Origin of the sequence: Glaciecola siphonariae (genome assembly GCF_042652645.1) — a bacterium.
Classification (GTDB): domain Bacteria; phylum Pseudomonadota; class Gammaproteobacteria; order Enterobacterales; family Alteromonadaceae; genus Glaciecola; species Glaciecola siphonariae.
In genome coordinates this window covers 339993-365021 of sequence record NZ_JBHSGU010000005.1, presented here as the reverse complement: position 1 = coordinate 365021, position 25029 = coordinate 339993, and the positions used below count along the sequence as shown (strand labels likewise).

Here is a 25029-nt window from a genome sequence, read left to right as displayed (position 1 = left end):
CAGTGGATTTAGCTATTTGGCAGGATCAGCTGACAACACCAACTAGCAAAAGAAGAAGTTAGCTCTTTCCCGTAGGTATTTAACTTTGCTTGCGTTTGCGGCATTTTCGCCCATGTATCGATACCGGCAATAAAGGCCTCACCATTGTTGTATCCAAACAAAATCGGCTCCCCTCCAGCTTTTATATATTCATTACTGGCCCATATGCCATCAGAGCAAATTAAGCTCATATGAGGGTAACGCAACGTATCCCAAAGCAGGCCTGAGGTTTTGTGTTTGTATTCGGCTTGGTCGTAAAGCAGCACCAATGCATCACTGAGGGCAAATTGCTGTTCGTATTCGCTTTGGCTCAAAGGCTCCCAATGTACTTTAAGATTAGCGTGTTTATTTACTAAATCGCGAAGCGTATTGCCATGATGCGAGAACGTACTTGCACTTGGCGACTCCTCGTTAAACTGGATAAAAACGTCAATTTCTGGATGTTTGCTGAGTAAGTCTGGCAAACACTGCATTAAAAAATCGATGCCCTTGTCGAACTTCAATGTGCCGATGTATAAAATTACGCGTTTGCGTACTTGTTTAACTCGTGGTGTAGGGCGGGTGTATGTAATTGCTGGGTGCAGCATAAATTGCATATTTGAACATGCGGTAAAGGCATCAATGTAGTCTTGGCAACTTGTGGCTAATTTTACATCTGCTGAAGTCTCTGCTATCGCGTTTTTTAGCAGCGCGAAGGCTAGACGATATCTCACATACCAATGAAAATATTGGAGCTGGTCGGCATTACCTACAAATTGTTTGCCAGGATAAAACATGCCGCATATTAAAATCTTTCCTGCAAAGCTATTTTGAGCATGAAGCAACCATTTGGCTATGCCCAATATATGAAAGCTAAAACAGGAATGAATTAATAGGCTATCTGAATTAGTTATATGCTTAGCTCGATACGCTGCCTGTAACTCACGGCAAAACTGATTGGCTAACTGCTCTTCTTTTTCAGGTGTGAGTGCTTTTAGTTTATTGGTGTAGCAAGGCGTTTCAAACCATGCGCTTGTGTTAGCGCTAAGCAAATCAATATCGGCTATGTGCGATAAGCGCTTTGATGCAAGTATCAGGACCTTAGTTTGCTTCGCGCTTGCTGATTCACAAAGCTCGCGATTCACATTGGCGTGATGCGAGCTTATATCTTCAAAGCCGGGGTCGAGAACCACAATGCGCATTTGCTTTTACCTACTCAGGCAATTTAGCGCTTGCACTTAATTGCGGTTGTCGAGGGTATCGGCTAAATTGCGCATCAGCTGCATCATAGATTCGTCTACATGTCGGCAAATATGGTCCGACATGGCTACCATCATCTCTTTTTGGCTTAGCGTAAATTCATGTATGGAGCTTAAAGTATCATCAACAATTAACTCCAACTCGTTGTGACCCACTTCAAACTTCTGCCAGTTAAGCGAGGCTTCAAAACCATGAAGGCCGTCTCCGTAACCCAATTTTGCAAGGTCTTCGCGCGGCATGTTGCTTGTCATATCTTTAATATCTTTGCCATTAATGCGCAGTGCAAGTTTGCACGATTTAAATTCTTCACCGTGCTTTCTGCAAACCCAACCAGCGATGAGTTGTGGGTTGACTGCATCGATGTGGTATTCAATGTCGGGGTGTTTTTTTGCCACAGCGGCCGTTTCGCTGTTTGTGGTTTGCTTTTTTTTGCCTGAAAGGATGTTTTTCATCGATTTACGACCTTTTCCGCGATACAAATTAATATGGTTGTTGTTTAATATCTAACTCTTTAATCTATATATGGTAAATCAATTTCATACCTTACGCTTGTCTAAAATCGTGTTGATTCTGTAAAAACCACTCATAAGCATCTTCTAAACCTTGCTCGAGTGAAAAAGAATATTCCCAGCCTAAGCTTTTGAGCCTGCTTACGTCCATTAGTTTACGTGGAGCGCCGTCTGGCTTGGTGGTATCAAATTCAATCTCACCTTTAAAGCCTGTAACACGCGCTACGGTTTCTACTAATTCCTTAATGGTGCAGTCAACGCCTGTTCCCACGTTTATGTGGCTTAGCATCGGCTCAGTGTTGGCTTCGTAAATTTCCGGTTCAAGCTCCATTACATGAATAGACGCTGCCGCCATGTCGTCAACATGCAAAAACTCACGCATGGGCTTGCCGCTGCCCCACGCCACGACTTTTGGGTCGTTATTCAGCTTTGCCTCATGGAAGCGCCTTAGCAAAGCAGGGATCACGTGCGAGTTTTCAGGATGAAAGTTGTCGTGAGGGCCATATAGATTGGTAGGCATTACGCTTCGGTAATCTCGTTGATGCTGGCGGCTATACGACTCACATAACTTTATGCCTGCTATTTTTGCAACGGCATAAGGCTCATTAGTAGGCTCTAAAGTACCGGTCAGCAAGGCAGACTCCAACATAGGCTGTTCGGCCAATTTAGGATAGATGCAAGAAGAGCCTAAAAATAGCAGCTTATTTACACCCGCTTTGTGAGCAGAGTGAATGATATTGCATTGAATCATTAGATTTTCGTAAATAAAGTCGGCAGGGTAGGTGTTGTTAGCAACAATGCCGCCAACTTTAGCCGCCGCTAAATACACTTCATCAATATCGTGCGTGTTAAAAAAATCTGCAACTGCTTGTTGATTGCTTAAGTTAAGTTGTGAGCGTGTGCGCAGTACTAACTGCACATCATCTCTTTTTTCTAGTTGCCTGACGATGGCTGAGCCGACCATACCGCGATGGCCTGCTACAAATACTTTTTTCATTTAGAAGTTCTTCCCAATACTTATTTTTGCTTTTTTTGCCCACTTAACTATACGTACGCTTTGTCCTACTTTACTTTATCCCAAAAACTCAGTTCACAAAAAAAGTAACTATTTTTAGTAGATGCAACACGGATATATTGATGATGTTCCAAAAACATTTCAATTTCCTTTAGCTGTTCGTTGGTTAATGCTTCAACAATAATTACAAGTGGCCTATATTTTGTCCAATTGTTCGAGTTAAGTACTTTAAGCTCTAAGCCCTCAACATCAATGCTGAAAAATGTAATATTCTGATTATGTTCCAAATACTTATCCAAAATAGAGGATAGCTTAACAACCTGTACTTTAGTTTTACTGATTAATTGTGTTCTAGTGAGCGCATAGTCAACGCCTGATTCATCAAATGTATTAAAAGCAGGTTCTTTAAAATGATAGTAAACTAAACTAGTCTCTTGATCTGATACTCCAAGTTGAAGGTTGATATCTTTAGGTCTTACTTCATCAAATAGAGACTTCATGTTAGGTGTCGGGTCTATGTTAATTCCATGCCAACCCTTTAAATAATAATGGTAAGTGTTTGAAAAACGTACTGGGTGATGAGCTCCAACATCTACATATAATCCCGCACTCATATAATGGTGTTTCAGAATACGCCTTAGTAAAACGTCTTCGCCTTCTTGTGAAGCAAATACATCAGTAAACGAGGGCAATATACTTTTTTTAAAGTGGGCATAGTTCTCATTGAATAGTTTCTCTCTTGTTGGCTGACTGGCAGGGGTTAACTTTATGCTTTGATCGCGAATTTGTTTTATTCCAGCTGCAAGGAAGCCCGGACTTGCTTGCTGTTTGTGCTTAATAGATATAGACCCTTTGAAGAAAATAGACGTACACCAAAGATAGCTATTAATTGGGCCGGGGCCGGCAAAGTCTACTTGAGTGAAACCTGAAGAACGGAGAAATTCAGTAGTATTTGGAAGCCAGTCAGAGTTATCGAGTAATATTATCCCACCTTCTTTTAAGTACGAGAGCGCAAAAACAGCACACTCAAGTCTACGAAAAATATCTCCGTCAATAGAAATAACGTCAAACTTTTCATTCATCTCATTTATACATTCGCAATAATCAGTTGGAGACTTTAACAAAACGGTTTGATTTTTCAGTTTTTCATCATTGATGTGCTCATACCATTCAGGGTTAGACTCGATGCTAATAACTTTGTATGAGTGTTGCGCAAAAAATAAACTAGACTGTCCGCTTCCCCACTCAAATATGCTGCAGTCACGCAAATCTAGTTGTTGTAGGTAAAAAATAGCACTATAAGTCATCCATGGTATAGGTGAACCATCCTTGTCTACACTCAACCAATTCTCATATGTATTTTTAAAACCATATTCTTGTTCAATGCTTTGCTGTAGTTGACTATTTAATTGCCTTTTAGGTTGAGCAGGACTTTGCTTTTTAATCAAGCTAATCTGTTTGTCTTTAAGCGCCTGAAAAACACTAGATGTGTAGCATTTTTTCACTGCTTCTTTGCTGCCTAGCCAAGTTTCTAGGGTTTGGTGGTATTCAATATCTGAATCAACTCTTTTGATATGGTTCTTTGCTCTTGTAATGTCAGCTTCATCTATACCTTTAGGATGAATCTGAGAGGGAAACTTGGCGTATTTCTTATTGAAAGAGAGGTCAGTTGCAATTTCAGGGGACGTAGTAAGAGCAACTACATCGGTTCGCTTGCCTATCTCATTGTGTACCCAAATATCCGAAGTTGTTTTAATTTGATTAAACTCTTTTAGCAATAACTTAGCAAATGAGGGGTTAATAATGTGAGCAACGTTGCTCATTACAACAGCAGAAACAAAATCTAGCTTGTTAGTAGTTGACAAGTCTATATCGGTTTGTCTTCCTGAGTGGCCTAACCTAATCAATGTTGGAGATTGAGATTTTAGACTAGGCAATTCATGCAATTGATTCGACAGTAATTTAAGACCGCCATTGTAAAAGTAAACATCGTCCTCGCAAATCATGACTGGAGTATCTAAATTAGCAACAATTTTCCAAATTTTCTTGAATGATAACCAGTTTGCGATTTGTTGAGGAATTAAAATATTATTTGTGCAATTGCAATCGTGTTTACCACATCTAAAGCAGTCGGGATATGTTTGCACCTGACCATTTAAATATGCTTCTTGTACTTCTATTGCATCATGAGCAATAGCATCTACAAATGAATAGTTATATAACTCATTTATTTGAAAGTGGGTTCTAACATGCTCCCTTCGAACAACATCTGTTGGCAAAGATAGAACGAAAATATGTGATACATGCTGGCTCAACAATTTAAGTTCCAACCATTCTCAGTATTGTCAAGGTGAAGCACATTTTTACTCTTTAGATAGTGCAACAGTGAATCCATGTTGCTTTAAAAGCGCCACTTGTTTCGCTTGAATTAAATCGTGCTCAACCATTTCGGCGCACATTTCTTCTACAGTGATTTCAGGTACCCAGCCTAACTTCTCTTTTGCTTTTGTAGGGTCGCCTAGAAGAGTTTCAACTTCGGCAGGGCGGAAGTAGCGTGGGTCAACCTTAACAATTACATCACCTTTTCTTACCGCAGGCGCGTTATCGCCCGTCACTTTTACAACGGTGGCAATTTCGTCAACTCCGCTGCCACTGAACTCTAGCTCAATCCCCGCATTTCGTGCCGACATGCGAACAAATTCTCGTACCGAAATTTGTTTGCCAGTTGCAATAACAAAGTCTTCAGGCTGCTCTTGTTGAAGCATCATCCATTGCATTCTTACATAATCTTTAGCATGACCCCAATCGCGCAGCGCATCCATGTTACCCAAATATAAGCAGCTTTCAGCACCTTGAGCGATATTGGCTATGGCGCGTGTAATTTTGCGGGTTACAAAGGTTTCACCACGGCGTGGAGATTCGTGGTTAAACAAAATGCCGTTACAAGCGTAAATACCATAGGATTCGCGGTAGTTGACGGCAATCCAGTAAGCGTACATTTTGGCAACCGCGTAAGGTGAACGTGGGTGGAACGGTGTGGTTTCTTTCTGTGGTATTTCTTGCACTTCACCGTAGAGTTCTGATGTAGACGCTTGGTAAAACTTTGTTTTCTTTTCGAGGCCTAAAAAGCGGATTGCTTCGAGTAGGCGCAAGGTGCCAAGTGCATCTACGTCGGCGGTGTATTCTGGCGCTTCGAAAGAGACCGCAACGTGTGATTGTGCACCGAGGTTGTAAACTTCATCGGGCTTTACTTCGCGCATTATGCGAATTAGGTTAGATGAATCGGTTAGGTCGCCGTAATGGAGCTTGAATCGAGCGTTTTCGATGTGTACGTCTTCGTAAATGTGGTCGACTCTTTGAGTGTTAAACAATGAGGCACGGCGTTTTATTCCGTGGACTTCGTAGCCTTTATCCAATAAAAATTCGGCTAAATATGAGCCATCTTGGCCGGTTACACCGGTTATTAATGCTTTTTTCATTAATCAATTTCTCTTTTTTCTTAAAAATAAGTCGAACCGGGTATTGCTAAATATTACAAGCATTGGCTCCACATGATTTCACTGTTCAAATTTTAAATACGCATAAACCTCAATGTCTTGAGCGCTTTACTACCTTATACACATCATCTCATGCTAAGAATATCAATAACAGCAGAACTAAACCAACGCGGTCCTAATCAGCATTTTTTGCATTTTGCAAAAAAATGCAAGGCAGTATTGTTTTAGTTATATCGTGGAGTAAACTGAGTTTGTTTTCTTTACCCTTTTGATTCAGATAGAGGATAGGAATACTTCTATGCTAGTGCCTGCGGTTTTTTGAGTTTTAATAAAAATAAACTTATGTCGGTGAGAAATAATCATGTTTTGGTGACCAACTTAAACTGGCAAATCGAAAGCGTGTTTTATTGTATATCCATAATCACTGTGTGGCTAATTCTTGCACCTGTGCGACACTTTCAAGCATATGCATGTTGAGCCATTTATATCTTCCTGTGCGATTAAATCGCTTTATATAAAAGTTTTGTGTTGGCTTGCCAGGCTGTATATAGAGCAACGTAATTTGGTGATTATATGCCCACATCACAAGTCCATTTGAATCGAGCCTGGCTATGACTCACTGGAAGCATCAATGTACATATATTGCCGAAGAATTATCCCATTCTGACTTCTTAACAGAAATTCAAAAGCACGCTTTTACTCTGTGTGTTCAAGGTGGTGGGTTAGACCCCAGCCCTAAAGCATGGTTAACTCTTTTATATGGATGTGTACCTATTATTCGATCAACGCCTTTAGACGATGCATATAAGCTACTTGACGTCATTATCGTTGAAGAATGGGAAAAAGACACGTCGGATAGTGCTAAATTGCACCAATGAAATAAGACTCATCTAGAACGTCGAAATAGTAAAAGTTATAATGACGAACGGCGCTATAGACTGACAATAAATTTTTGGTGGCGAATTATTTCATCAGGAACGCCAGTGAAAGACGTGGCGAGGCTTTAAGAAATAATGCGTAAGCAGATAACACCAGAAAGCGATGATGCTGCCATGAAAAAGACGAAATAAGTATTTTCGTTTTTAGATAATGTATATTTTGGCTTTTTTTGGATTTGGTGGAAAGTCTGTTGCGGCTTCATAAGGGTGGTCGTATATGTTGATCTGTTTTATAATTAAAACAACTTAAGAAAGCAGCGATGAATTATTTCGAACATTTCTACGCAATGTACTTTTCCCTTCACATGGACAAATTACTAGAGACTCGAACATTTTGAGTACGCCTATCTAATCGAGAAAGGATTCGAATTAAATCTTAAGTGATTATGGAAATTGACAAACTTTTGCATTCAATAATGCAATATTAACAAGCGCAACTGTAAAAAAGGACACATATGGGTACTCACCAAGAAAAATTGATGACGATCGGTTTTCCTACGTATAATCGAAAAGAGATAATAAGAGACCGTTTAACCGAGCTGTACAAAAATAAAGATGTGTTCAACTTCGAAATATTAGTGATTGACAATGCATCAACTGATGGAACGTATGACTTGCTAACGTCCGAGTTTCGTTTCCCAAATTTAACCATTATGCGGAACAACGAAAATATTGGCTTGGGAAGAAATATGCTACGGTTGTTCAACGAGGTGAAAACGCAATGGCTTGCTATTTCCTCAGATGAAGATTTACCTCTTCTTGACGAACATAAGAGACTGCTGAATGAATATTACGAAAAGGAAAATTGTGACTTAATAATAGGCTCAGTTCTCCCTCCAAAAGGTAATCCGACCGGTTTTCTCCGTAACAAAGTCGATAGAGTTGCAACTGCAAGCGACGTACACGAAACAAACTACATGTCAGGTCTTCTTTATAAGGTTAGTGAGTTAAGGGAATCAATACAACTTGTAAATGATTCTATTAATACTAACAATTTTGTTGAGCTCTATCCTCATCGCGCAATTGCACTTCATGCCTTCGCGAACAACCATTGCACCTCGGTTTCAACCCCACTCTCTGAAAGAAAAGCGCAGAAAGAATCAGCTCTGGAGAAAGTTACAGTAAATGAATTGCAGAAAGAAAATATCGCACAGAAAGAGGTTTTAAAGTTTTCGACTCTTCCAGAGCGATGGGAGCAGTGGAAATCTTGTTTACACTTTCTAATGCGAGTAAAGGCAACTTCCAAAAGCGATCTGTCAAAAATAAACACTCTTATTACGTACCACTGCAGCACTCTTTTAAGTAGTATTAGAACAGGAGTCGCGGCAGAGGATCCACGATTTGCTGAGGCTATAAACTGCTCTATGTTCTCTGAGATGGCGTATTTCCTGCAAGAACACGGAAAGAAAACTGAACAAAACTACGAGCGCCCAGTTGCTGTCTTAAGGCAAAAAGCTAGAAACTCTCCTGATTTTTAGCACATTATCTATTTTAACAGAATAATCTATTATTTTTACGGCAGTGATAATTAAAGTCTCAGATTTCTTGGTTTTGCAACCTATATGTAAACAGCGAGGACTTTTCACTATGTTATTACTAGAAAATAAGTATCGAGCGGACATAGCATCTATTATGTGGTTAGTTTATGCAAACAATTAAAACGATTCTCGTAACTGGAGCAACTGGTTTTCTAGGTAGCCACCTTTTAACAGAGCTATTAAGTGCTAATTACTCGGTTGTTATTTTGACGAGGAATACAACAGACTTCTGGCGAATCCACGATGTGTGTCCACGAGTAAAGAATTATGTAATTGGAGAGCAATCAATTCAGTCAATATTTGAAGCAAACAGAATTGATTTGGTTGTGCATTTGGCTACATGTTATCGAAAAGCTACAAAGAGCTCTGATGTGGCTGACATGGTAGAAACAAACATAACGTTCCCTCTTGAACTACTTGAGGTCGGTGTAAGCAATGGTCTTAAGGCGTTTATTAACACGGGAACATTTTTTGAGTACGATTGTAGAAAATTACCTGTCACCGAAGATGCTCCCTTGTCAGCCTTTAATCTTTATGCAAAAACTAAAACAGCTTTCGAGTGCCTTCTTAAAACTTATTCTGACAAAATTTTAATAAACACCTTTAGGTTATTTACGCCTTTTGGAGAGAAGGACAACAATAAACTAGTCCCATTTGTTATCAAGCAGGCGCTTTCGCGTCAGACAATAAATTTGTCTGAAGGTTTTCAAAAACTAGATTTTATCTATGTAAAAGATATTGTTGGAGCTTATATAAGGGCTGTTCAGAGGTTCAATACTATCGAACATCAGAATGAATATGAGCTGTTTAACCTAGGCTCGGGTAGTGCTTTGAGTATTCGAGACGTTATTTCGGAGATTGAGCGCAGCTTGTCGATGATATTAAATGTTAAATGGGGAGCGAGGTCTGAGTCAGACATCCCTATTGCCTTTGCTGACATATCGAAAGCACAAGTTATGTTAGATTGGAGCCCTTCTTTCTCGATACAAGATGGTATCAATAGAACAGTCAGTTACTACAGAGATAGCAATGCAAATAAATGAATCAGTGATAAACGGTGTCTTTGAAATAGAAAATAAAATGTTTCAGGATCATCGGGGTCTATTTGTTAAAACTTTTCATGAGGAAACATTTGAAAAAAACGGGTTAAGTACGAATTTTAAAGAGAGCTTTTACTCAGTTTCAGCTAAAAACGTAATCCGTGGAATGCATTTTCAGAAACCGCCTCACGATCATGCCAAACTAGTCTATGTTACAAGTGGTGAAATCTTGGATGTCGTCTTAGACATACGCAAGGATTCTGCCACATACGGCAGAAGTATAAGTTTCAGATTATCATCGGAAAATGGTCGTTCTGTATACATAGAAAAGGGGTGCGCCCATGGATTTCTGACCCTTAGTAATTCAGCGACGGTTGTTTACTCGACAAGTACTGTACATTCTGCGGAAGCAGACTCAGGTGTTTTGTGGAACTCATTTAATTTTGATTGGGGTATTCAAAATCCTATTATTTCTGGTCGGGACGAAGTATTTCCTTCGTTTGCGCAGCTTAGTGAGGATTGTTAATAGGGTATTCGCCCCTTCATACATCGAGGCTCTGTCGCAGGGAAGATAGATATAAGTCAACTCGACTTATCGTACATAATTGATTTGCGCAAGTCTGCGTAGTAGCACAGACTTGCGAATCTTGATGCCATTTTAACTAAAAGTTTAATCCAAAAAACTCTTCAAGTTTCTCAACCACAAAATCAAAATGCTCTTCGTTTAGCGTTGGTTGAACGCCTAACCAAAAGGTCTGGTTCATGGTGCGTTCAGTATTGGTTAACTCACCGGAGACTCTATAATTAACCCCCTCAAAATACGGTTGCCGTATTAAATTTCCAGCAAAAAGCAGTCTAGATCCAATCTTATGCTCATCTAAATATTTAAGGAGGTCTACTCGCTTCACACCAGAGCTTTCTTTTAGAGTAAGGGGGAAACCGAACCAAGACGGTTCACTGTTCGGAGTTGGCTCTGCGACTTCTAAGTAATCACTCAAGCTACTCAGTTTATTGCTGAAGTATTTGAAATTGGCGTTTCTCTTTTCAATAAAATACTCTAGCCGTTCAATTTGTGCGAGACCACACGCGGCCTGCATGTCTGTGATTTTAAGATTGTAGCCGAGATGCGCGTATACGTATTTGTGGTCATAGCCATGTGGCAAAGATCCAAAATCTTGACCGAAGCGGTTACCGCAAGTGTTATCACAACCAGGTGGGCAATAGCAGTCACGGCCCCAGTCTCTAAAAGATTCCGCAATCATCTTGAGTTTTGAATTATTAGTAAAAACAGCTCCACCTTCACCCATCGTCATATGATGAGCAGGGTAAAAACTTAATGTAGCAATGTCTCCCCATGTTCCGGCGAGCTTTCCATCGTACTTTGCACCGAGCGCATCGCAGGTGTCTTCAACCAACCATAAGTTGTGCTTGTCGCATATGTCTCTGATCTTGCGCAAGTTGAATGGATTACCTAATGTATGTGCCAACATTATAGCCTTTGTCTTTGGCGATATAGCTGCCTCAATTAGGTCGGCATCTATATTGTGTGTTTTCATGTCAACATCAACAAATACAGGGACCGCACCAAATTGAACACTTGGATTAACAGTTGTGGGAAAACCTGCAGCAACTCCAATTACTTCATCCCCTTTTTTAATTGCTCGGTCTCCGAGTTTTGGAGAGGTCAGTGTATTAAATGCAACTAAATTCGCTGATGAACCAGAGTTAACTGTCAATACATGCTTAACGCCTAAAAAATCTGCAAGCTTAGATTCAAATTCAGAATTGAATCTTCCTGCTGTGAGCCAACCGTCCAATGACGCGTCAACCATGTTTTTAAGTTCACTTGCACCGATTAACTTACCTGAGGGTGGGATCACTGTCTCACCTGGTATAAACATTTTTTCGGCGTATGCAATAGCTGCGTATCTATCTACTAGTGTGGCAATTTCAGCCCTTAATTTATCTAAACTCATTAATTATTCCAATGTGTTGTGAAGTGAGGTTACTTATACGAAATACAGCGTCAATTAACGGTATCAATTGTTTTAAGCGCTGAGATTGGTCATGTACTCTCTTATCTCACTTAAAGAATACACTTTCATGTCTTTGTTTGCTAACCAGGCCTTATGCCATTTCACGATTTTTTCCAAGGTGCTGTCCAGATTCCAAACGGGATTCCAATTAAGTTTCGAGTTGGCTTTAGAGCAGTCCAGTTTGAGATAAGTGGCCTCGTGAGGATGGGGGGACTCATCAAGTATCCAGCTTGCATCATCTCCCCATAAGCGCACTAGTTCTTCTACTATGTGTTTAACAGGTCGTGCGTCTTTGTCATCCGGACCAAAATTCCAACCTTCTGCAAAATCACATCCATCATTGTAAAGCTTCTGCGCGACGATCAAATAGCCAGAAAGTGGCTCGAGAACATGCTGCCATGGTCTCACAGCAAATGGGCTTCTGATGTTAACAGACTCTTTTCTTTCAAACGAATTCAGAATGTCTGGGATCAAGCGATCTTTAGCCCAGTCTCCACCGCCGATGACGTTACCGGCTCTTACAGAGGCCACAGCGCAACCGTGTCTTTTATAGTCTTTGGGGTTGAAGAACGAATGACGAAAAGCATCGGCCACCAATTCAGCGCAGCCTTTACTATTACTATATGGGTCATACCCGCCTTTTGGTTCGTTTTCTCGATAGCCCCACAACCATTCTTGGTTCTCATAACACTTATCGCTGGTAACGTTTACAACAGCTTTTACACCAGATTGGCTTCTGACGCATTCTAAAACGTTGACTGTTCCCATGACATTAGTAGAGTATGTTTCTACAGGTGCTTCATAAGACAACCTGACGAGTGGTTGCGCCGCCATATGAATCACAATTTCTGGCTGAAACGCTATCATTGACTTTCTCATGCTCTCTAAATCGCGTATATCACCTTGTTCGGATATCATTCCATCCGCGACACTAGCTTCTTCGAACAAACTAGGGTGAGTTGGTGCATCTAAAGAGTATCCTTTTACTTCAGCGCCCATGTCTTGTAGCCACAACGATAACCACCCACCTTTGAAACCAGTATGGCCAGTGACAAACACTTTCTTATTGCGCCAAAAACTCGAGTCTACCATAATTTTAATCCCAACTTTTCCAAGGGGCATTGCCCGAGTTCCATAATTTCTCTAGCTGGATCTTATCTCTAAGAGTATCCATAGGCTGCCAGAATCCTGAGTGCTTATACGCCATGAGTTCACCGTCTTTAGCGAGATTTCTTAGTGGTTCTTGCTCCCAAGTGCAGTCGTCACCATCAATCAGCTCTAGAACTTTTGGAGATAAGACGAAAAAGCCACCGTTTATCATGGCTCCATCACCCCTAGGCTTTTCCTCAAAACTTATCACTTTTCCGTCATTGATATCCAGAGCACCAAAACGTCCTGGAGGAAATGTGGCGGTAAGTGTCGCTTTTTTTCCATGTGAGAAGTGAAATTCAATGGTTTCTGAAATATTAATGTCAGCGACCCCGTCACCGTAGGTAAAACAGAATGCTTTCTCGTTTTTGACATAATCAGAGACGCGTTTCAAACGTCCTCCGGTCATTGATGTATCGCCAGTATCAACAAGTGTAACGGTCCATGGTTCGGCTCTTTTGTGATGAACTTTCATTTCGTTTTGGGTCATGTCAAACGTAACGTCTGACATGTGCAAAAAGTAGTTCGCAAAGTATTCTTTTATTACATAGCCCTTGTATCCGCAACAAATTATAAATTCGTTTATTCCATGAGCTGAATATTGTTTCATAATGTGCCATAAAATCGGTTTTCCTCCGATTTCAACCATGGGCTTTGGTTTAAGAGCAGTTTCCTCACTTAAGCGCGTACCCAAGCCTCCTGCTAAAATAATTGCTTTCATACTTCTGTCTCCAATAATTTGTTTTGATTTGCTTATTTTGCCGGAGTGAACGCGTCAGAAAAGAATGCATCAGAGGGCAACCCTTTCTCAATAAAGGCTGCTTTTGCAGCGTCTATCATAAGTGGAGAACCACAAGCGTACACTTGATACTGCTCGAATGTTTCAAAGTCATCGCATACTGCACTATGGACAAAGCCTTTTCGCCCATCCCATGTTTCTTCACCTGATAACACGGGGACGTAGTGAACGTTGGAGTACACTTGCTCAATTGACTGAAAATAATCTAAATAAAAGCCATCGATTGAAGGCATTCCCCAGTAGATATAAAGTTTTCTCTTGTCTTGTTTAGCAATGAGGTCCTCAACGATTGCTTTAATTGGTGCAATACCAGTCCCTCCTGCGATTAAAATGAGAGGCAAGTTACTGTCCCGCACAAAAAAAGTACCCTTTGGTCCTTCAATGCGCATTAACTCATTTTCTTTTAAGTCATTGAAAATAAGCTCTGACATTTTACCACCTTCCACATTTCTTATATGCAACTCAACAAAACTGGAAGAGCTTGGTGCATTTCCAATAGAGTAGCTTCTCTTTACGCCCTTAAAACACAGGTCTACATATTGACCAGCTAAATAGTCCAATGTAGCATTCGGAGGGAATCGAAACGATAAGCGGACAATATCATCCGTTACGTAGTCAACTTTCGAGACTTTGCAAGGTAATGTCTGTTCATTAATATTTGCAAGCTCAGGGTAGTAAGTTGCTTCTATAATGGCATCTGAAACTGCTTTAGATTGGCAGGTGAGAATCCTTCCATCAGTCACTACTTCACCGTGTTCGTTTTCTATCGAACCAGAGACAACTTGTGCTGAACATACGCCGCATTCTCCAGTCTTACAGCTATGTTCAAGATGAATAGATTCTGCAAGTGCATCGGATAAAATATTTGTACCGCTTTTATACTTAACACCCGCAGGTCGAATCTCAATTGAAAACTTCTTCATTTATCTCTCTACTGTGAATTTATTTGAACCGTTTTTTCACCACTAATTCTATTCATCGTCAACAATAATTTTAAACAGTCAAATTGGAGTAACGATTTTCTGTCAAAACGATTTCTCGAGTGCACTCAAATATTAAACCAGTTCAGTTGCTGATTGCCAGTGAGATAAGCTAAATACAGAAGTTGGTGATGTAAATAAGCCATCATTAAACACTGCGATGCAAACATGGTTTTCTACTCGTAATCTAAAACTTTTTTGGGCTTAAACATCATGCGATATAAATTATCCCAGCTATTTTCTTTGTGATAGTTTTCGAAGCTCTCAGAGCAGTATTTATCGAAAAATTTCTTGTTTCTTGAAATTATTTTAACTGCTGACATAAACGATGCTGATGATCTATATTTCACGGTTAAACCACAGCGGTACTTGGCTACTATTGAAGAGAGCCAAGTATCTTGTATAGCTATTATCGGCTTCTTTGCAAACATAGCATCTACTATGATGCCCGAAGTTCTATAGCTAAATTGTGGCGCCAAGTAAGGGATAATGATGCAGTCTGAGCTTTCGAGCTGCTGTCTGTATTCTTCTTGAGAGGTCTTTTCAGATATCCAATCAACCCCTTCGATGTTTGTGAAGCCTTTTGGCTTTCTGCATACTATTCTCAAACCTTGTTTTTCCAAGTTTATAGCCCCAGACTTCACATCAAGTAGTAACGCGACTATTTCTGATTCGCCCTTTTCTGCTCTGAGGGCGCAAGGAATGAGTATATTCAAATGTGTTTTTTCCCGGTCCTTCGACGAAGTTTGCTCCCTCTTGTGTTGACCTGCTGGGATCGGGTTAGGCATAACACCTGTCGAAACTTCTAAACGAGAAAGAAGGTTACTTTTTAGCTCCTCAGTAACACTCGTAATGGTGTAATTATCTTCTTGAGCTAATGCTTCTAACAAAATCTCTCTAGCGTGATAGGGCAGCCGGGGTTCATTGGCTTTATCATTTAAAATTACGGATTCATGGAAAAGACAAAGGGAAACATGTAGCTCTATGTTTGATTCTTTCAGGTCTTTTCGTAATTTGTGAAGTCCAGCGAGGATTTGAATTGAGCCGTAGTACATGAACAATCTAACATCATATACTTTGGAATCATTGCACTGATGTTCTATATTACTTTTTAACTCGCTAAAAAAACGTATAAACGAAGGATGCTTGTCGAAGTCTTTTGCAAAGCACCAGTCTCCCCGACTGATACCCCAGCTATGTGATGTAAAAATAGCTGTCGTTGGAGCATTATATAAATCAATATCTTGTTTTTTATTGCACAGAATTCTTACGTCGCGATTGTCTGCCTTAAGCTCAGTGATTAATTGATTGTGCCAATCAACGTAATGTCCCATTTCACCTAAGCCATCAGGTTCGACCAGAATACACAAGCTTTGTTCTGCTGTTGACCTTTCCTTGAGTGCAGGCTGTCGGTCTCTCAAGGCTGGAATGTAAGAGCTAGCATGATGAGCAAAGCGCTTTCCATTGCGCTCGCCTGTTTCGAATAAACGTTTGAGAGTATGGCAATGCTCAAAATAATATTCGTTATAATCGATATCAAAGAAGCCAGGATGGACGATTTTGATATTTTTCATTTTGTCATTAATTTGTACGTTTTTACCATGACCCCAAAAATAATCGTCATTTTCAAATGGTCTGCCATCACAACCCAAAATATTGACGTTATCCGAAAAACTTGTAGCTAAAGGCAGCAATAACAAAGTTAAAATATTTGAGGTGGTTTTTACATAAAACTCTTTCTGAAGGCTCAGATTGAAATCTAAGACTTTATTGAACGGAACCCCGATTATGCGATGCCTGTGTTCAGGGAAAATTGAAACGAGCAAGCGATAGTACTTGAATGGTACGATAATAAACGGTTTCAACGTATTCATTTGTTCGTTAACTTTGTCTCTGAATTTCCCCGCATATTCAGACACTCCAAAATGAAATATGGGATCTGCAAACACTAAAATTTTCGGTTGTGTCCTCTTAATTAGTGCCTCATCAAAAATTGTGCTGTTACATGCTATGGTTAATGAATCATTGAAATCATGTTCAACGTATTTCTCCACACTTGGACCGGTGGCAAGAACCCAGCAATTATCGAATTTACCAAGTTCTGCGTATAGTTCAGTAAATTTGTTCTGTGATTCAGATATTAAAGCCGTGTCGTTTTCTGAGAGGTCGAAGGCACATTGAATGTAAAATGAACCCTCTTGCCGCACAAGAGTAGGGTCGGTTCTATAAACGGTTGAACGAGCATATTTCTTGATTAGGTCGTTTAAGTCAGAATTATCTTCTTCCCATTTGATAAATGCTGCAGCCCCTTCCTTTATCACTTCTTCATAATCTTGTGACGGAACAAAATTGCACCTAGATAAAAACCTATGGATTTTACTTTTGACTTGTGGATCGAATCCAGACGGAAGTGTGGCATTCTCGATGCTGAGAGTATGGTTAGCTAAATAAATTTTGAAACAGAAATCGTCTAAAAGAGTGAGATGCCAAGACGCTCTTGCAATCAAGTCATTTAACTGTTCTTGTGTTTCAACTGCGGGCAAAAATTTTATTGTTTTCAATGCGTAGTCTCGTTTAAATTCTTATTTCAACTGTTGTTGCCACACCCTACAAACAGGCAATTAATCAATAAGCTTTGTCTAGCCGGGGTCGCTTAAACATCCGTCAATCCCGCCGGTCGCACTAATGCTAGCCCCTTGGATAAATCTGCTCTTCTCAGAGCACAAAAAAACTGCAAGTTCAGCTATTTCCTTCGGATTTGCTATTCGCCCTAAAGGATGAAATTCGTTTAATGAAGCCAATTGCTCTGGACTTTCGATAAATCCCGCCAACAGCATGTCTGTGCCCACAGCGGCAGGTTCAATTGCATTAATCCGAATTTTGTCTCCAAGGTCTACCGCCAAATTACGCGTTAAACTGCTAAGCGCAGCTTTTGATGTAGCATAAGCCACAAAACGCTTTTTTGTTTGTTTAGCATGAATACTGCTAATGTTAACTACAGCACCCTTATTTTTAGATAGGTCTTCTAAAAAAGTCTGTATTAGCAAAAATGGAGCGTGCAGGTTTATTGTCCATGTCATATTCCATTGGTCGATAGTCATATCTTGTGTGGAACTTAAAATTTGCACTGCGGCGTTATTTACCAGAACCGCTATTCCTTCACCACCAGTTATGTTTGCTATTTGCTCTTTTAAGCTACCTAGCGCATTTGCGTTATCAACGATTTGAGCCAAATCTAGTTGAAGCTCATATACGTTTTCACCAACAAATTTTGATTCTGCAAAGACGATATCAGCAGATATTACCTTGTAACCCTCATCGACAAACTCTTCAACTAAGGCTTTGCCAATTCCACCAGCCGCACCAGTAATTAGTGCCCACCTTCCATTACATTCCATTAAAATAGCCCGATATCGTCTCTAAAGCCTTTAACGTGGCACGCCTAACACCTTCTTTTGTATTCGAACCATTATGCGATCCAAAAATACATCTGGGCATATCCCTTAACGGAGAATTGTTTGGCAAAGGCTCTTCTTCAAAAACATCCAATCCAGCTGCGAAGATGTGCTCACTTTGTAAAGCCTCTATTAGAGCTGCTTCATCTATTAAAGGTCCTCTTGCCACGTTAATTACCATGGCTCCCTTTTTCATCATGCTGAGTGTTTCTTTGTTAAGCATTTGAAAATTGTGTTTATTCAGTGAACAAGTAAAGACTAGAAAATCGCACTTCTCAATAGCGTTTGGAAAACTCGCCCGCTCCACAAATGAAAAACCTTTATTTCCCTCTACGCCAGGGTCGTAAACGGTAACAGAAACATCAAATCCTGACAGGCGTTTGACGAGACTTGTTCCAATATCGCCAAAACCGACGACGCCAATATGTTTATCCGAAACACTCATTCCAGCCGGCTTTGGCCATGCATTGTTTGCGCGGATTTCTCTATCGATAAAGTAAGTTTGTCGCGCTAGCCCCAACAAAAACGCCATAGCAACATCAGCGACTTCTCCACCAAACATGTCAGGAGTATTGGTAATGGGTATGCCCAGTTGCTCGCATGCCTTAAAGTCGACATTATCAACCCCAATTCCCCATTTTACTGCTGCTTTGAGTCTACCTGATTTACCAGCCTTAAAAACTGTTTCGGTAGCTGGATCATCTCCAATAATCCAACCGTCATAGTCGGGGAGTAGTGCGATAAGCTCTGCCTCAGAAAGCACTTGAGTCGTTTTAGCAGCGACCAGTTCTAGACCTAAGTCTTTTGCTGGTTTTACAAACTCGTCGAACAATCCCAACATAGGTGGGCATGTAACTAAAACTTTCATTGATTCTCCTGCGCGTTTGAATATTGCGCCAAAGCGTAAACCATTTCCCAATCATGGGGTTCGTCGATGTCTAACGACTCCAATGGAGGCGTAATCATCATTAGGGGATTTTCGCCTATTCTTGCTTTGGTTTTATTAAACGACTCTGATGTGAAGTAGTACAAGCAAGAGTTTTCTTCGTACCAAGCTTCTAAATCTTGCGTACGAATCAAATTAGCAGGGTCGTGATTAACGGCGCTGCCATCTTCTCTGTAAAACCTAGTTTGGACTTTATTCACAGTAAAAAGTGAGTCTTTATCAGGCTGTGCAGCAAGCTCTTTAAGGCCCTGTTTAATCGTCGCGGCTGAAATTAGTGGGTTAGTTGTATGAGTCATAATGTATTGATCTGCCGCAACTGCTTGCATGTCGTCTGCAAGTATCAGATTCATACTTACCATATCGCCACATATCTCTGGTTTGCGGTCACGGATCATTACCCGTTCTGACTCTGCTAAGCCATTCTCTTCAAGGATATGGCGGGCGTCAGTATTAATTACAACGAGGTCTATTTCATCTACTCTAAGCAGTGAATCAAGTATCCATTTAAAAAGGGGTTTACCTGCTAAATCACGAAAGTTCTTCCCTTTTACACGCTCACTATTTGCTTTCATTGGTAGCAGAGCTACTATTTTCCGTTTCATGATAAGTCTCTTTGTCTAAATCTTTTGGATAAAAATAATGATGTTTCAAGGATGAGGATAATTTTCTAACCTCATGATGTCCTTTGTAAGTGCCCCAATAGTGATTGTATCTGAAAAGTACTATCTCAACGAACTTAGAAGTAAACACTTTATCTTTGAGAGCCGCACCAAAATCGGTAAGTACGCTCGAAGTGAAAAAACGGCAAAAGTCCGAAAACGAGAAGTGTACCTGAGGCATAATTTGGTGCAGGGCATATGCCTCGCGCTCATAACGAACTCTAACCTGACGCCAAGTTTCATCATGAATGTGAAACACTGACGAACTTGCGACATAGCCCACTTTCTCGCCTGCTTCTACAAGCTTCTGCGCCAGATGCATGTCCTCTAAACCAGATAAATCTTCATCAAATTTAAATTTTTGCCAGGCATCTCTAGTAATCGCTGCATTCGCGTTGTTACAAAAGTATCCCTCTTGGGGAAGTTTGGAATACTCTGGAAACCATTTATCGAAATGTCTGTACTCAGAATACTTCGTGGTATCTCGTCCTTGCTGTCGCCCATAACTATATACAACTGCGTTATTTATAAGTGGCTTACACAACTCATCCAGCCAATTTTCGTCCACAGGGATGCAGTGCCCGCTCACAAATACAAGTATATCGCCGTTTGCGAATTCACAACCAACGTTCAGAGAACGTCCAAATGTAAATTCAGACTTTTTGATGTGGGTTACGTTTGCATGATGCTTGTTGGCAATTTCTAGAGTTTTATCAGTTGAGCCTGAATCAACAATTACAATCTCTAAATCAACCACAGCGCATTTTTGCTTGTTGACGGCACTTAGTAGCTCATCTAAGTACTTTTCTTCGTTGTAAGTTCGAATAACTACACTAGCTAGCATTTTTTAAATTCAGCTCTATCATAGGTAATACTTCTCCTTCAACATCTAGCTCTATGATAAACGATGAGCCTGAAAGCGGATATTCCTTTAGTTCGTCTGCACTCAAGCCCTGACGTGCTGAAGTGATAAATAAGTGTTTGCCATTTGGTCCGCCAAAGCAGCAGCTTGTGGGTTGAGGAACGGGAAGTTTTATTTCATGGACTTGCTGGCCCTCAGGCGATAGGCAAATTACTCTATGCCCGCCCCATAAGGCTACCCAAAGATTACCGTTACTATCAAGAGCGCCACCATCTGGAGTAAATGGTGTATTTGAGGCATCAAAAAACACATTATCCAATACTATTTGAGTAGCTTGAGCGTCGCACACAAACATTTGCTGTTTCATGGAATCGGAAACATAGTAGCGTTGACGAACCTTGTCAAAAACCATTGTATTCGCAATCCCAATCCCGCTAAAACGATTTGCTAGCTGCATGTTGGAATCAATAGAAAATAATTCTCCATTAGGTTTGCTTGGTTTTTTTTCCATGGAGCTAAACCAGAAATCGCCGTTTGGGCCAATACCGCCTTCGTTTGTTCTAAAACCCTCGGCAAGCTTTAGTTCCTTTAATGGAGTAAACTTTTTTGTTTCCAGGCAATAGCTTGCAAGGCATGATTCAAGTGCAACTAAAAGTTGTCCGTTAGAGCAAACTGCCATGGCACTTGCAGAAAATGGTAAGGGGTGTTGAGATAACTTAGCAACATTAGATGAGAATAATTGATACTCGTACAAACAATTAGAGAGGATATCGAACCAGCACCACGAACCTCGAACTGGATGCCAAATCGGCCCTTCACCCAATTCGCAGGACACATCGTCAATCGTTACTCTGTGTATACATGTGAATTCCATTAATATCCCGCCCACTTCAAAATCTAAACTTAACTCCCTTGAAATCGCAGTTACACAAGCGTTGAGTCAGCCTCGGATTGTAGTATCTATTCTATGTGTTCTCAATGATTAAATCCCCTTCGTTTCTCGGTTAAGCCATTCCTTTTTTTTCGAGCCACAGACGGTCACGTTGGTTTATTTATAACTATTTCAAACTTTAAGCGCAGAGGCCAAATCTAACTTTTCGAAAATATCGCAGGCACCGTCCACAGTAGCATCGATAATAATGCGTCCATCTGCTTCAAAAACTTGACGCGCAATTCTGTATGACTCCTCAGAATTCAAAAGGTCAGGATTGTCCCACTCCTGTCCGCCACCAAAGTAGCTAGGCGCAAAGTGATTAATATCGTCTCCCTTCATAATAGCCGATTCGTTTGGTTTACCTGTGTAAGTAAAGCGATGGTCCATGCCAACAATAATGACCTTTCTGAATCCAAGGTAATATGCAACTTGGAGAGCGGCATATGTGACGGTCCACCCCTCTTCACAACCTAGGTTTAGATCTTTACAAAATCTTGCATGTGGCTTGGAAGTGTTCAAAATATGCGTTAGGGCGTTACCCGAAAATAATTCTGGGCATCGATTGCTTAAAAACTTTACGCAGTTGAGTTTTTTTATTTCAGCTTCAGATTGGCGTAATACTTTTTCATTCACGGCTACGTAGTATTTTGGATAAAACCTGAATTTTCTAAACCCTAGAAATATCTTGTTTAAACCAATACAAGTAAACTCTCTAATCAAAGTAAAATCAGTCTGGTTCAAAGACGGGCCATTACAGACTACTACGCAAGTCTCACCTAAATGGCGGTTCTTGAGCGTTGAAATCACATGTATGACCTAAGGATACCGTTAATCATTAGTAAGTATATCTTGAGAGTAACTAAGAAGTTTAGCGACACGTTCATAATATGGTGAATGTTTAATTGCATATTCTAAATCATTATTTATCGGTCTGTCTTCTCGCTGAGATATCTTATTACTTGTTCTGCCGCTATCCCCAGTTACTTTGAAAATGTCAAAAATGCTTTGAAATGAATCAGTGTATTCAAGGTCAAGTATTTTGCAGATTTTTTTCATGGTTTTTTTGGGCGATTCGACAAAATCTTCATACTTGACAATACAATTGTTGGGATAGTTTTCAACAAATTTGAGGAGTCTGTGGCAATATTCGTCAAAACTCTGAGGTTCGAAATGAGCCCATCTATTGCTAATCAATGACAAGTATGAATTGACAGGGTTTCGCACAGTAACTAGGTGCTTTAGTAAAAAATCATTTTGTAAGCAAGAGTTCACAGTAAGTTTAAGATTTACCTTCTTACCTACACAATAGTCTGAATGGGTATGCTCTCTTACTACAAGAGTTCCTCCGTACTTAGACACATGTTGATGCGAAATCTTTAGATTTTGAGTGAAAAGCTTTTTGGCGAGCAAATGGGAAAAAGGGATGCCAGCATAGCTTGCGAGTGAGGTAATATCGGTTGGTGAATATCTTAATTTTCCCTCTACATGTTGTGGGACCCAAGGATGAGCTTCACTCATAAGATAAACGTTAGGTAACGTGGAAATACACTTTGAGATCAGCGTGCCCCCACTGCATGCAAAATGATGCACGACACGCATAATAGGTTTATCTTTTCTATTTTCATTATCGATTACTGACGCGCATCGAGCTAATAAACTGTCAGTCTCTCTAGCCTGTTCGCTGAGTGATAGGGATGGAGTGATTCTAGATTTAATCCCAGAAAGTTTGCTGCTTTCTATTAGATCCAATGCAGCCGTCAACTCTTCCTTAAAGTTATTAATACTATTAATCTTGGATTCTCGTAAGTCACGTGCCATCGGTAATCAACTCTGGATAACTTTGCTCAATGTGCTGATAAAAAGCGGAGGCAAGTTTTAATTTTTCATGAAGCTCACGAATAAGTTCTTTCAATTCTTTTTGTTCTTTATCTTTTTTCTTTATTTGCTTTCTTAAATCTTTTGCATCTAACTCAAGTTTAGTCATCAATTTGGTATTCAAAGACAGCGTTTGTAGCGCACTTTCTTGTTTTTCATTTGATGTTTTTAAATTTTGTGAGAGTGTATCGACTCTTTTCTGCAATGAATCGACAAGCGATTCTGACTTACTTAAATCCGTAGTTTTCTCTTTAATCTGATGAGTCAGGTTTTTTGAATCATTTTGTAATTTATCGTGTTCTTCAACAAGTTTCGATTGGATGTTTCGTTCTTCTTTCAGTTTCTCTTGGAGTTCTTCACTGCGACTAGTTTCGCTATCAATATTCGTTATCAGTGTCGCATTTTCCGATTGTAAAGCCTCAACATTAACCGCTAACTTCTCATTTTCGTTTTTGCATTGCTGAATTTCCAAGTGTAATTGACTGTTCTTCTCTTCCGCATCAGTGAGCTTGCTTTGTAGCTCATTTATCTGAGTCGATAGACTATCTATTTTTATTAAAAGTGACTTTGAATGTTCAGCATGTTCGTGCTCAAGGTTTAGTTTAGACGACGTAAGTTCCGTTACCTTTTTCTTAAATTCGCTAATTTCATCGTTCCGTAAGTCGATCGAACGCTCTAATTCTTTTATTTTTTTCTCGCTTGTTTCCTTTGCAGCTAGGCTTTCGTGCTTTGCCTCTTCAGCGTTGTTGCGCTCTTGCGTTAACTCTTCTCTCAATTGTTTTTCAGCGATTAAGCGTGCTTCTCGGCCTTCATTTAGTTCCGTTGTTAGAGCTTTTATTTGTTTTTCCTGCTCGCTTAAAACAGATTGTTGCTTTAGCCCGTGCCATTGGGCTGGCCTAGCAATAACGCAGTTAACAAATGGAGGTATAGTTTCGGCGACAAGTAATGTTGGCGTCCTATTCTCTGAAAAAATAGCGTTAATTTTGCTAATTGATTCGCTTTTACCATACAAAGCTTGTGTATTGGCTCGGGCAATAACACTTGCAAATAAATGAGGATTTAACTGCTGTAGCAAATCACCTTCAGCACCATTCACGTCAAGAATAAGTAAATTGGCAGCGTTTTCGTCTAGTGAAAAACTGTTTTTTACGTTTTTAACATCGATATTAAAAACATCCTGTTTGTCGAACGTAAGCCCAGGTCTTAACTTTTTTATTTTATTTGGAAGCTCTGTCGAACTAAATCCAACAGCGTTTGCTTGATGAAACGAAACTTTTTCTTCACTGCTCGTTGTTAAGGCAACTTGTTTAATTTCTAATGGCGCATCTAGCTTACTAGCCTCTTTTTCAAGCTTCGCAAAAGCTCTACTATCAGGCTCTAGAATTATAATTCTTTCTGCACTGAGCTTTTCAAGTGCTTTTAAATTACTAGTATAAGTACTACCAGCAACTACCACTGTATCAAACGACTGATGCAAGCCACCAATTAATTTAAGCAATTCGCTCACTATCTATCTCCT

At 40.1% G+C, this 25029-nt stretch carries 21 protein-coding genes and 1 pseudogene; 3 read left to right on the top strand and 19 right to left on the bottom strand.

What is annotated here, in order from left to right:
- Window positions 1-8 precede the first annotated feature (8 nt).
- The 6 genes and pseudogenes from ACFO4O_RS12745 to ACFO4O_RS12720 all read right to left on the bottom strand — a co-directional run.
- Window positions 9-1220, bottom strand: coding sequence for a glycosyltransferase family protein (locus ACFO4O_RS12745; RefSeq protein ID WP_382409116.1), 1212 nt, complete (start codon window positions 1218-1220; stop codon window positions 9-11).
- A 36-nt stretch (window positions 1221-1256) separates the two neighbouring features.
- Complete coding sequence (locus ACFO4O_RS12740) at window positions 1257-1730, bottom strand: hypothetical protein (RefSeq protein WP_382409114.1); 474 nt, start codon at window positions 1728-1730, stop codon at window positions 1257-1259.
- A gap of 91 nt (window positions 1731-1821) precedes the next feature.
- The gene (fcl, locus tag ACFO4O_RS12735) at window positions 1822-2784 is read right to left on the bottom strand and encodes a GDP-L-fucose synthase (RefSeq protein WP_382409112.1); all 963 of its coding nucleotides are present in this window, start codon (window positions 2782-2784) and stop codon (window positions 1822-1824) included.
- 65 nt (window positions 2785-2849) lie between these two features.
- On the bottom strand, window positions 2850-5117 hold the full coding sequence (locus tag ACFO4O_RS12730; RefSeq protein WP_382409110.1) for an FkbM family methyltransferase: 2268 nt from the start codon (window positions 5115-5117) through the stop codon (window positions 2850-2852).
- A gap of 48 nt (window positions 5118-5165) precedes the next feature.
- A complete protein-coding gene (gene gmd, locus ACFO4O_RS12725) occupies window positions 5166-6281 on the bottom strand; it encodes a GDP-mannose 4,6-dehydratase (protein ID WP_382409108.1) in 1116 nt (371 codons plus the stop codon).
- A 442-nt stretch (window positions 6282-6723) separates the two neighbouring features.
- Window positions 6724-6897, bottom strand: a pseudogene (locus ACFO4O_RS12720) (integrase core domain-containing protein); the annotation flags it as partial.
- Window positions 6898-7692: 795 nt separating this feature from the next.
- Here ACFO4O_RS12720 and ACFO4O_RS12715 point away from each other — a divergent pair.
- From ACFO4O_RS12715 to rfbC, 3 genes are all read left to right on the top strand, one after another.
- On the top strand, window positions 7693-8715 hold the full coding sequence (locus tag ACFO4O_RS12715) for a glycosyltransferase family 2 protein (protein ID WP_382409106.1): 1023 nt from the start codon (window positions 7693-7695) through the stop codon (window positions 8713-8715).
- Window positions 8716-8882: 167 nt separating this feature from the next.
- Window positions 8883-9818, top strand: coding sequence for an NAD-dependent epimerase/dehydratase family protein (locus ACFO4O_RS12710; RefSeq protein ID WP_382409104.1), 936 nt, complete (start codon window positions 8883-8885; stop codon window positions 9816-9818).
- Entirely contained in the window at window positions 9805-10341 is a 537-nt protein-coding gene (rfbC, locus tag ACFO4O_RS12705) for a dTDP-4-dehydrorhamnose 3,5-epimerase (protein ID WP_382409102.1), read from the top strand. Before ACFO4O_RS12710 ends, rfbC begins: the two co-directional genes overlap by 14 nt.
- 136 nt (window positions 10342-10477) lie before the next feature.
- Here the strand turns inward: rfbC and rfbH are convergent, their stop codons facing one another.
- The 13 genes from rfbH to ACFO4O_RS12640 all read right to left on the bottom strand — a co-directional run bounded on the left by rfbH (window position 10478) and on the right by ACFO4O_RS12640 (window position 25017).
- Window positions 10478-11791, bottom strand: coding sequence for a lipopolysaccharide biosynthesis protein RfbH (gene rfbH, locus ACFO4O_RS12700; RefSeq protein WP_382409100.1), 1314 nt, complete (start codon window positions 11789-11791; stop codon window positions 10478-10480).
- A 72-nt stretch (window positions 11792-11863) separates the two neighbouring features.
- Complete coding sequence (gene rfbG, locus ACFO4O_RS12695; RefSeq protein WP_382409098.1) at window positions 11864-12973, bottom strand: CDP-glucose 4,6-dehydratase; 1110 nt, start codon at window positions 12971-12973, stop codon at window positions 11864-11866.
- Window positions 12948-13721 (bottom strand): glucose-1-phosphate cytidylyltransferase, encoded by a 774-nt coding sequence (gene rfbF, locus ACFO4O_RS12690; RefSeq protein WP_382409096.1) that lies wholly within the window; start codon window positions 13719-13721, stop codon window positions 12948-12950. The genes rfbG and rfbF overlap by 26 nt, the downstream gene beginning before the upstream one ends.
- A gap of 32 nt (window positions 13722-13753) precedes the next feature.
- Window positions 13754-14722, bottom strand: coding sequence for a CDP-6-deoxy-delta-3,4-glucoseen reductase (locus ACFO4O_RS12685; RefSeq protein ID WP_382409094.1), 969 nt, complete (start codon window positions 14720-14722; stop codon window positions 13754-13756).
- A 233-nt stretch (window positions 14723-14955) separates the two neighbouring features.
- On the bottom strand, window positions 14956-17340 hold the full coding sequence (locus tag ACFO4O_RS12680; protein WP_382409092.1) for a glycosyltransferase family protein: 2385 nt from the start codon (window positions 17338-17340) through the stop codon (window positions 14956-14958).
- A gap of 78 nt (window positions 17341-17418) precedes the next feature.
- Complete coding sequence (locus ACFO4O_RS12675; RefSeq protein ID WP_382409090.1) at window positions 17419-18177, bottom strand: SDR family NAD(P)-dependent oxidoreductase; 759 nt, start codon at window positions 18175-18177, stop codon at window positions 17419-17421.
- Window positions 18167-19102: a phosphoglycerate dehydrogenase gene (locus ACFO4O_RS12670; protein WP_382409088.1), complete on the bottom strand. Its 936-nt coding sequence runs from the start codon at window positions 19100-19102 to the stop codon at window positions 18167-18169. Before ACFO4O_RS12670 ends, ACFO4O_RS12675 begins: the two co-directional genes overlap by 11 nt.
- Complete coding sequence (locus ACFO4O_RS12665; RefSeq protein ID WP_382409086.1) at window positions 19099-19782, bottom strand: acylneuraminate cytidylyltransferase family protein; 684 nt, start codon at window positions 19780-19782, stop codon at window positions 19099-19101. The genes ACFO4O_RS12670 and ACFO4O_RS12665 overlap by 4 nt, the downstream gene beginning before the upstream one ends.
- Window positions 19739-20683: a glycosyltransferase family 2 protein gene (locus ACFO4O_RS12660; protein WP_382409084.1), complete on the bottom strand. Its 945-nt coding sequence runs from the start codon at window positions 20681-20683 to the stop codon at window positions 19739-19741. Before ACFO4O_RS12660 ends, ACFO4O_RS12665 begins: the two co-directional genes overlap by 44 nt.
- On the bottom strand, window positions 20673-21575 hold the full coding sequence (locus ACFO4O_RS12655; RefSeq protein ID WP_382409082.1) for an SMP-30/gluconolactonase/LRE family protein: 903 nt from the start codon (window positions 21573-21575) through the stop codon (window positions 20673-20675). The genes ACFO4O_RS12660 and ACFO4O_RS12655 overlap by 11 nt, the downstream gene beginning before the upstream one ends.
- Window positions 21576-21764: 189 nt before the next feature.
- Window positions 21765-22442, bottom strand: a complete 678-nt coding sequence (locus ACFO4O_RS12650) for a 6-hydroxymethylpterin diphosphokinase MptE-like protein (protein ID WP_382409080.1) — start codon at window positions 22440-22442, stop codon at window positions 21765-21767.
- A gap of 21 nt (window positions 22443-22463) precedes the next feature.
- Window positions 22464-23453, bottom strand: coding sequence for a sulfotransferase (locus ACFO4O_RS12645; protein ID WP_382409078.1), 990 nt, complete (start codon window positions 23451-23453; stop codon window positions 22464-22466).
- A complete protein-coding gene (locus ACFO4O_RS12640; RefSeq protein ID WP_382409076.1) occupies window positions 23443-25017 on the bottom strand; it encodes a hypothetical protein in 1575 nt (524 codons plus the stop codon). The genes ACFO4O_RS12645 and ACFO4O_RS12640 overlap by 11 nt, the downstream gene beginning before the upstream one ends.
- Window positions 25018-25029: the final 12 nt, after the last annotated feature.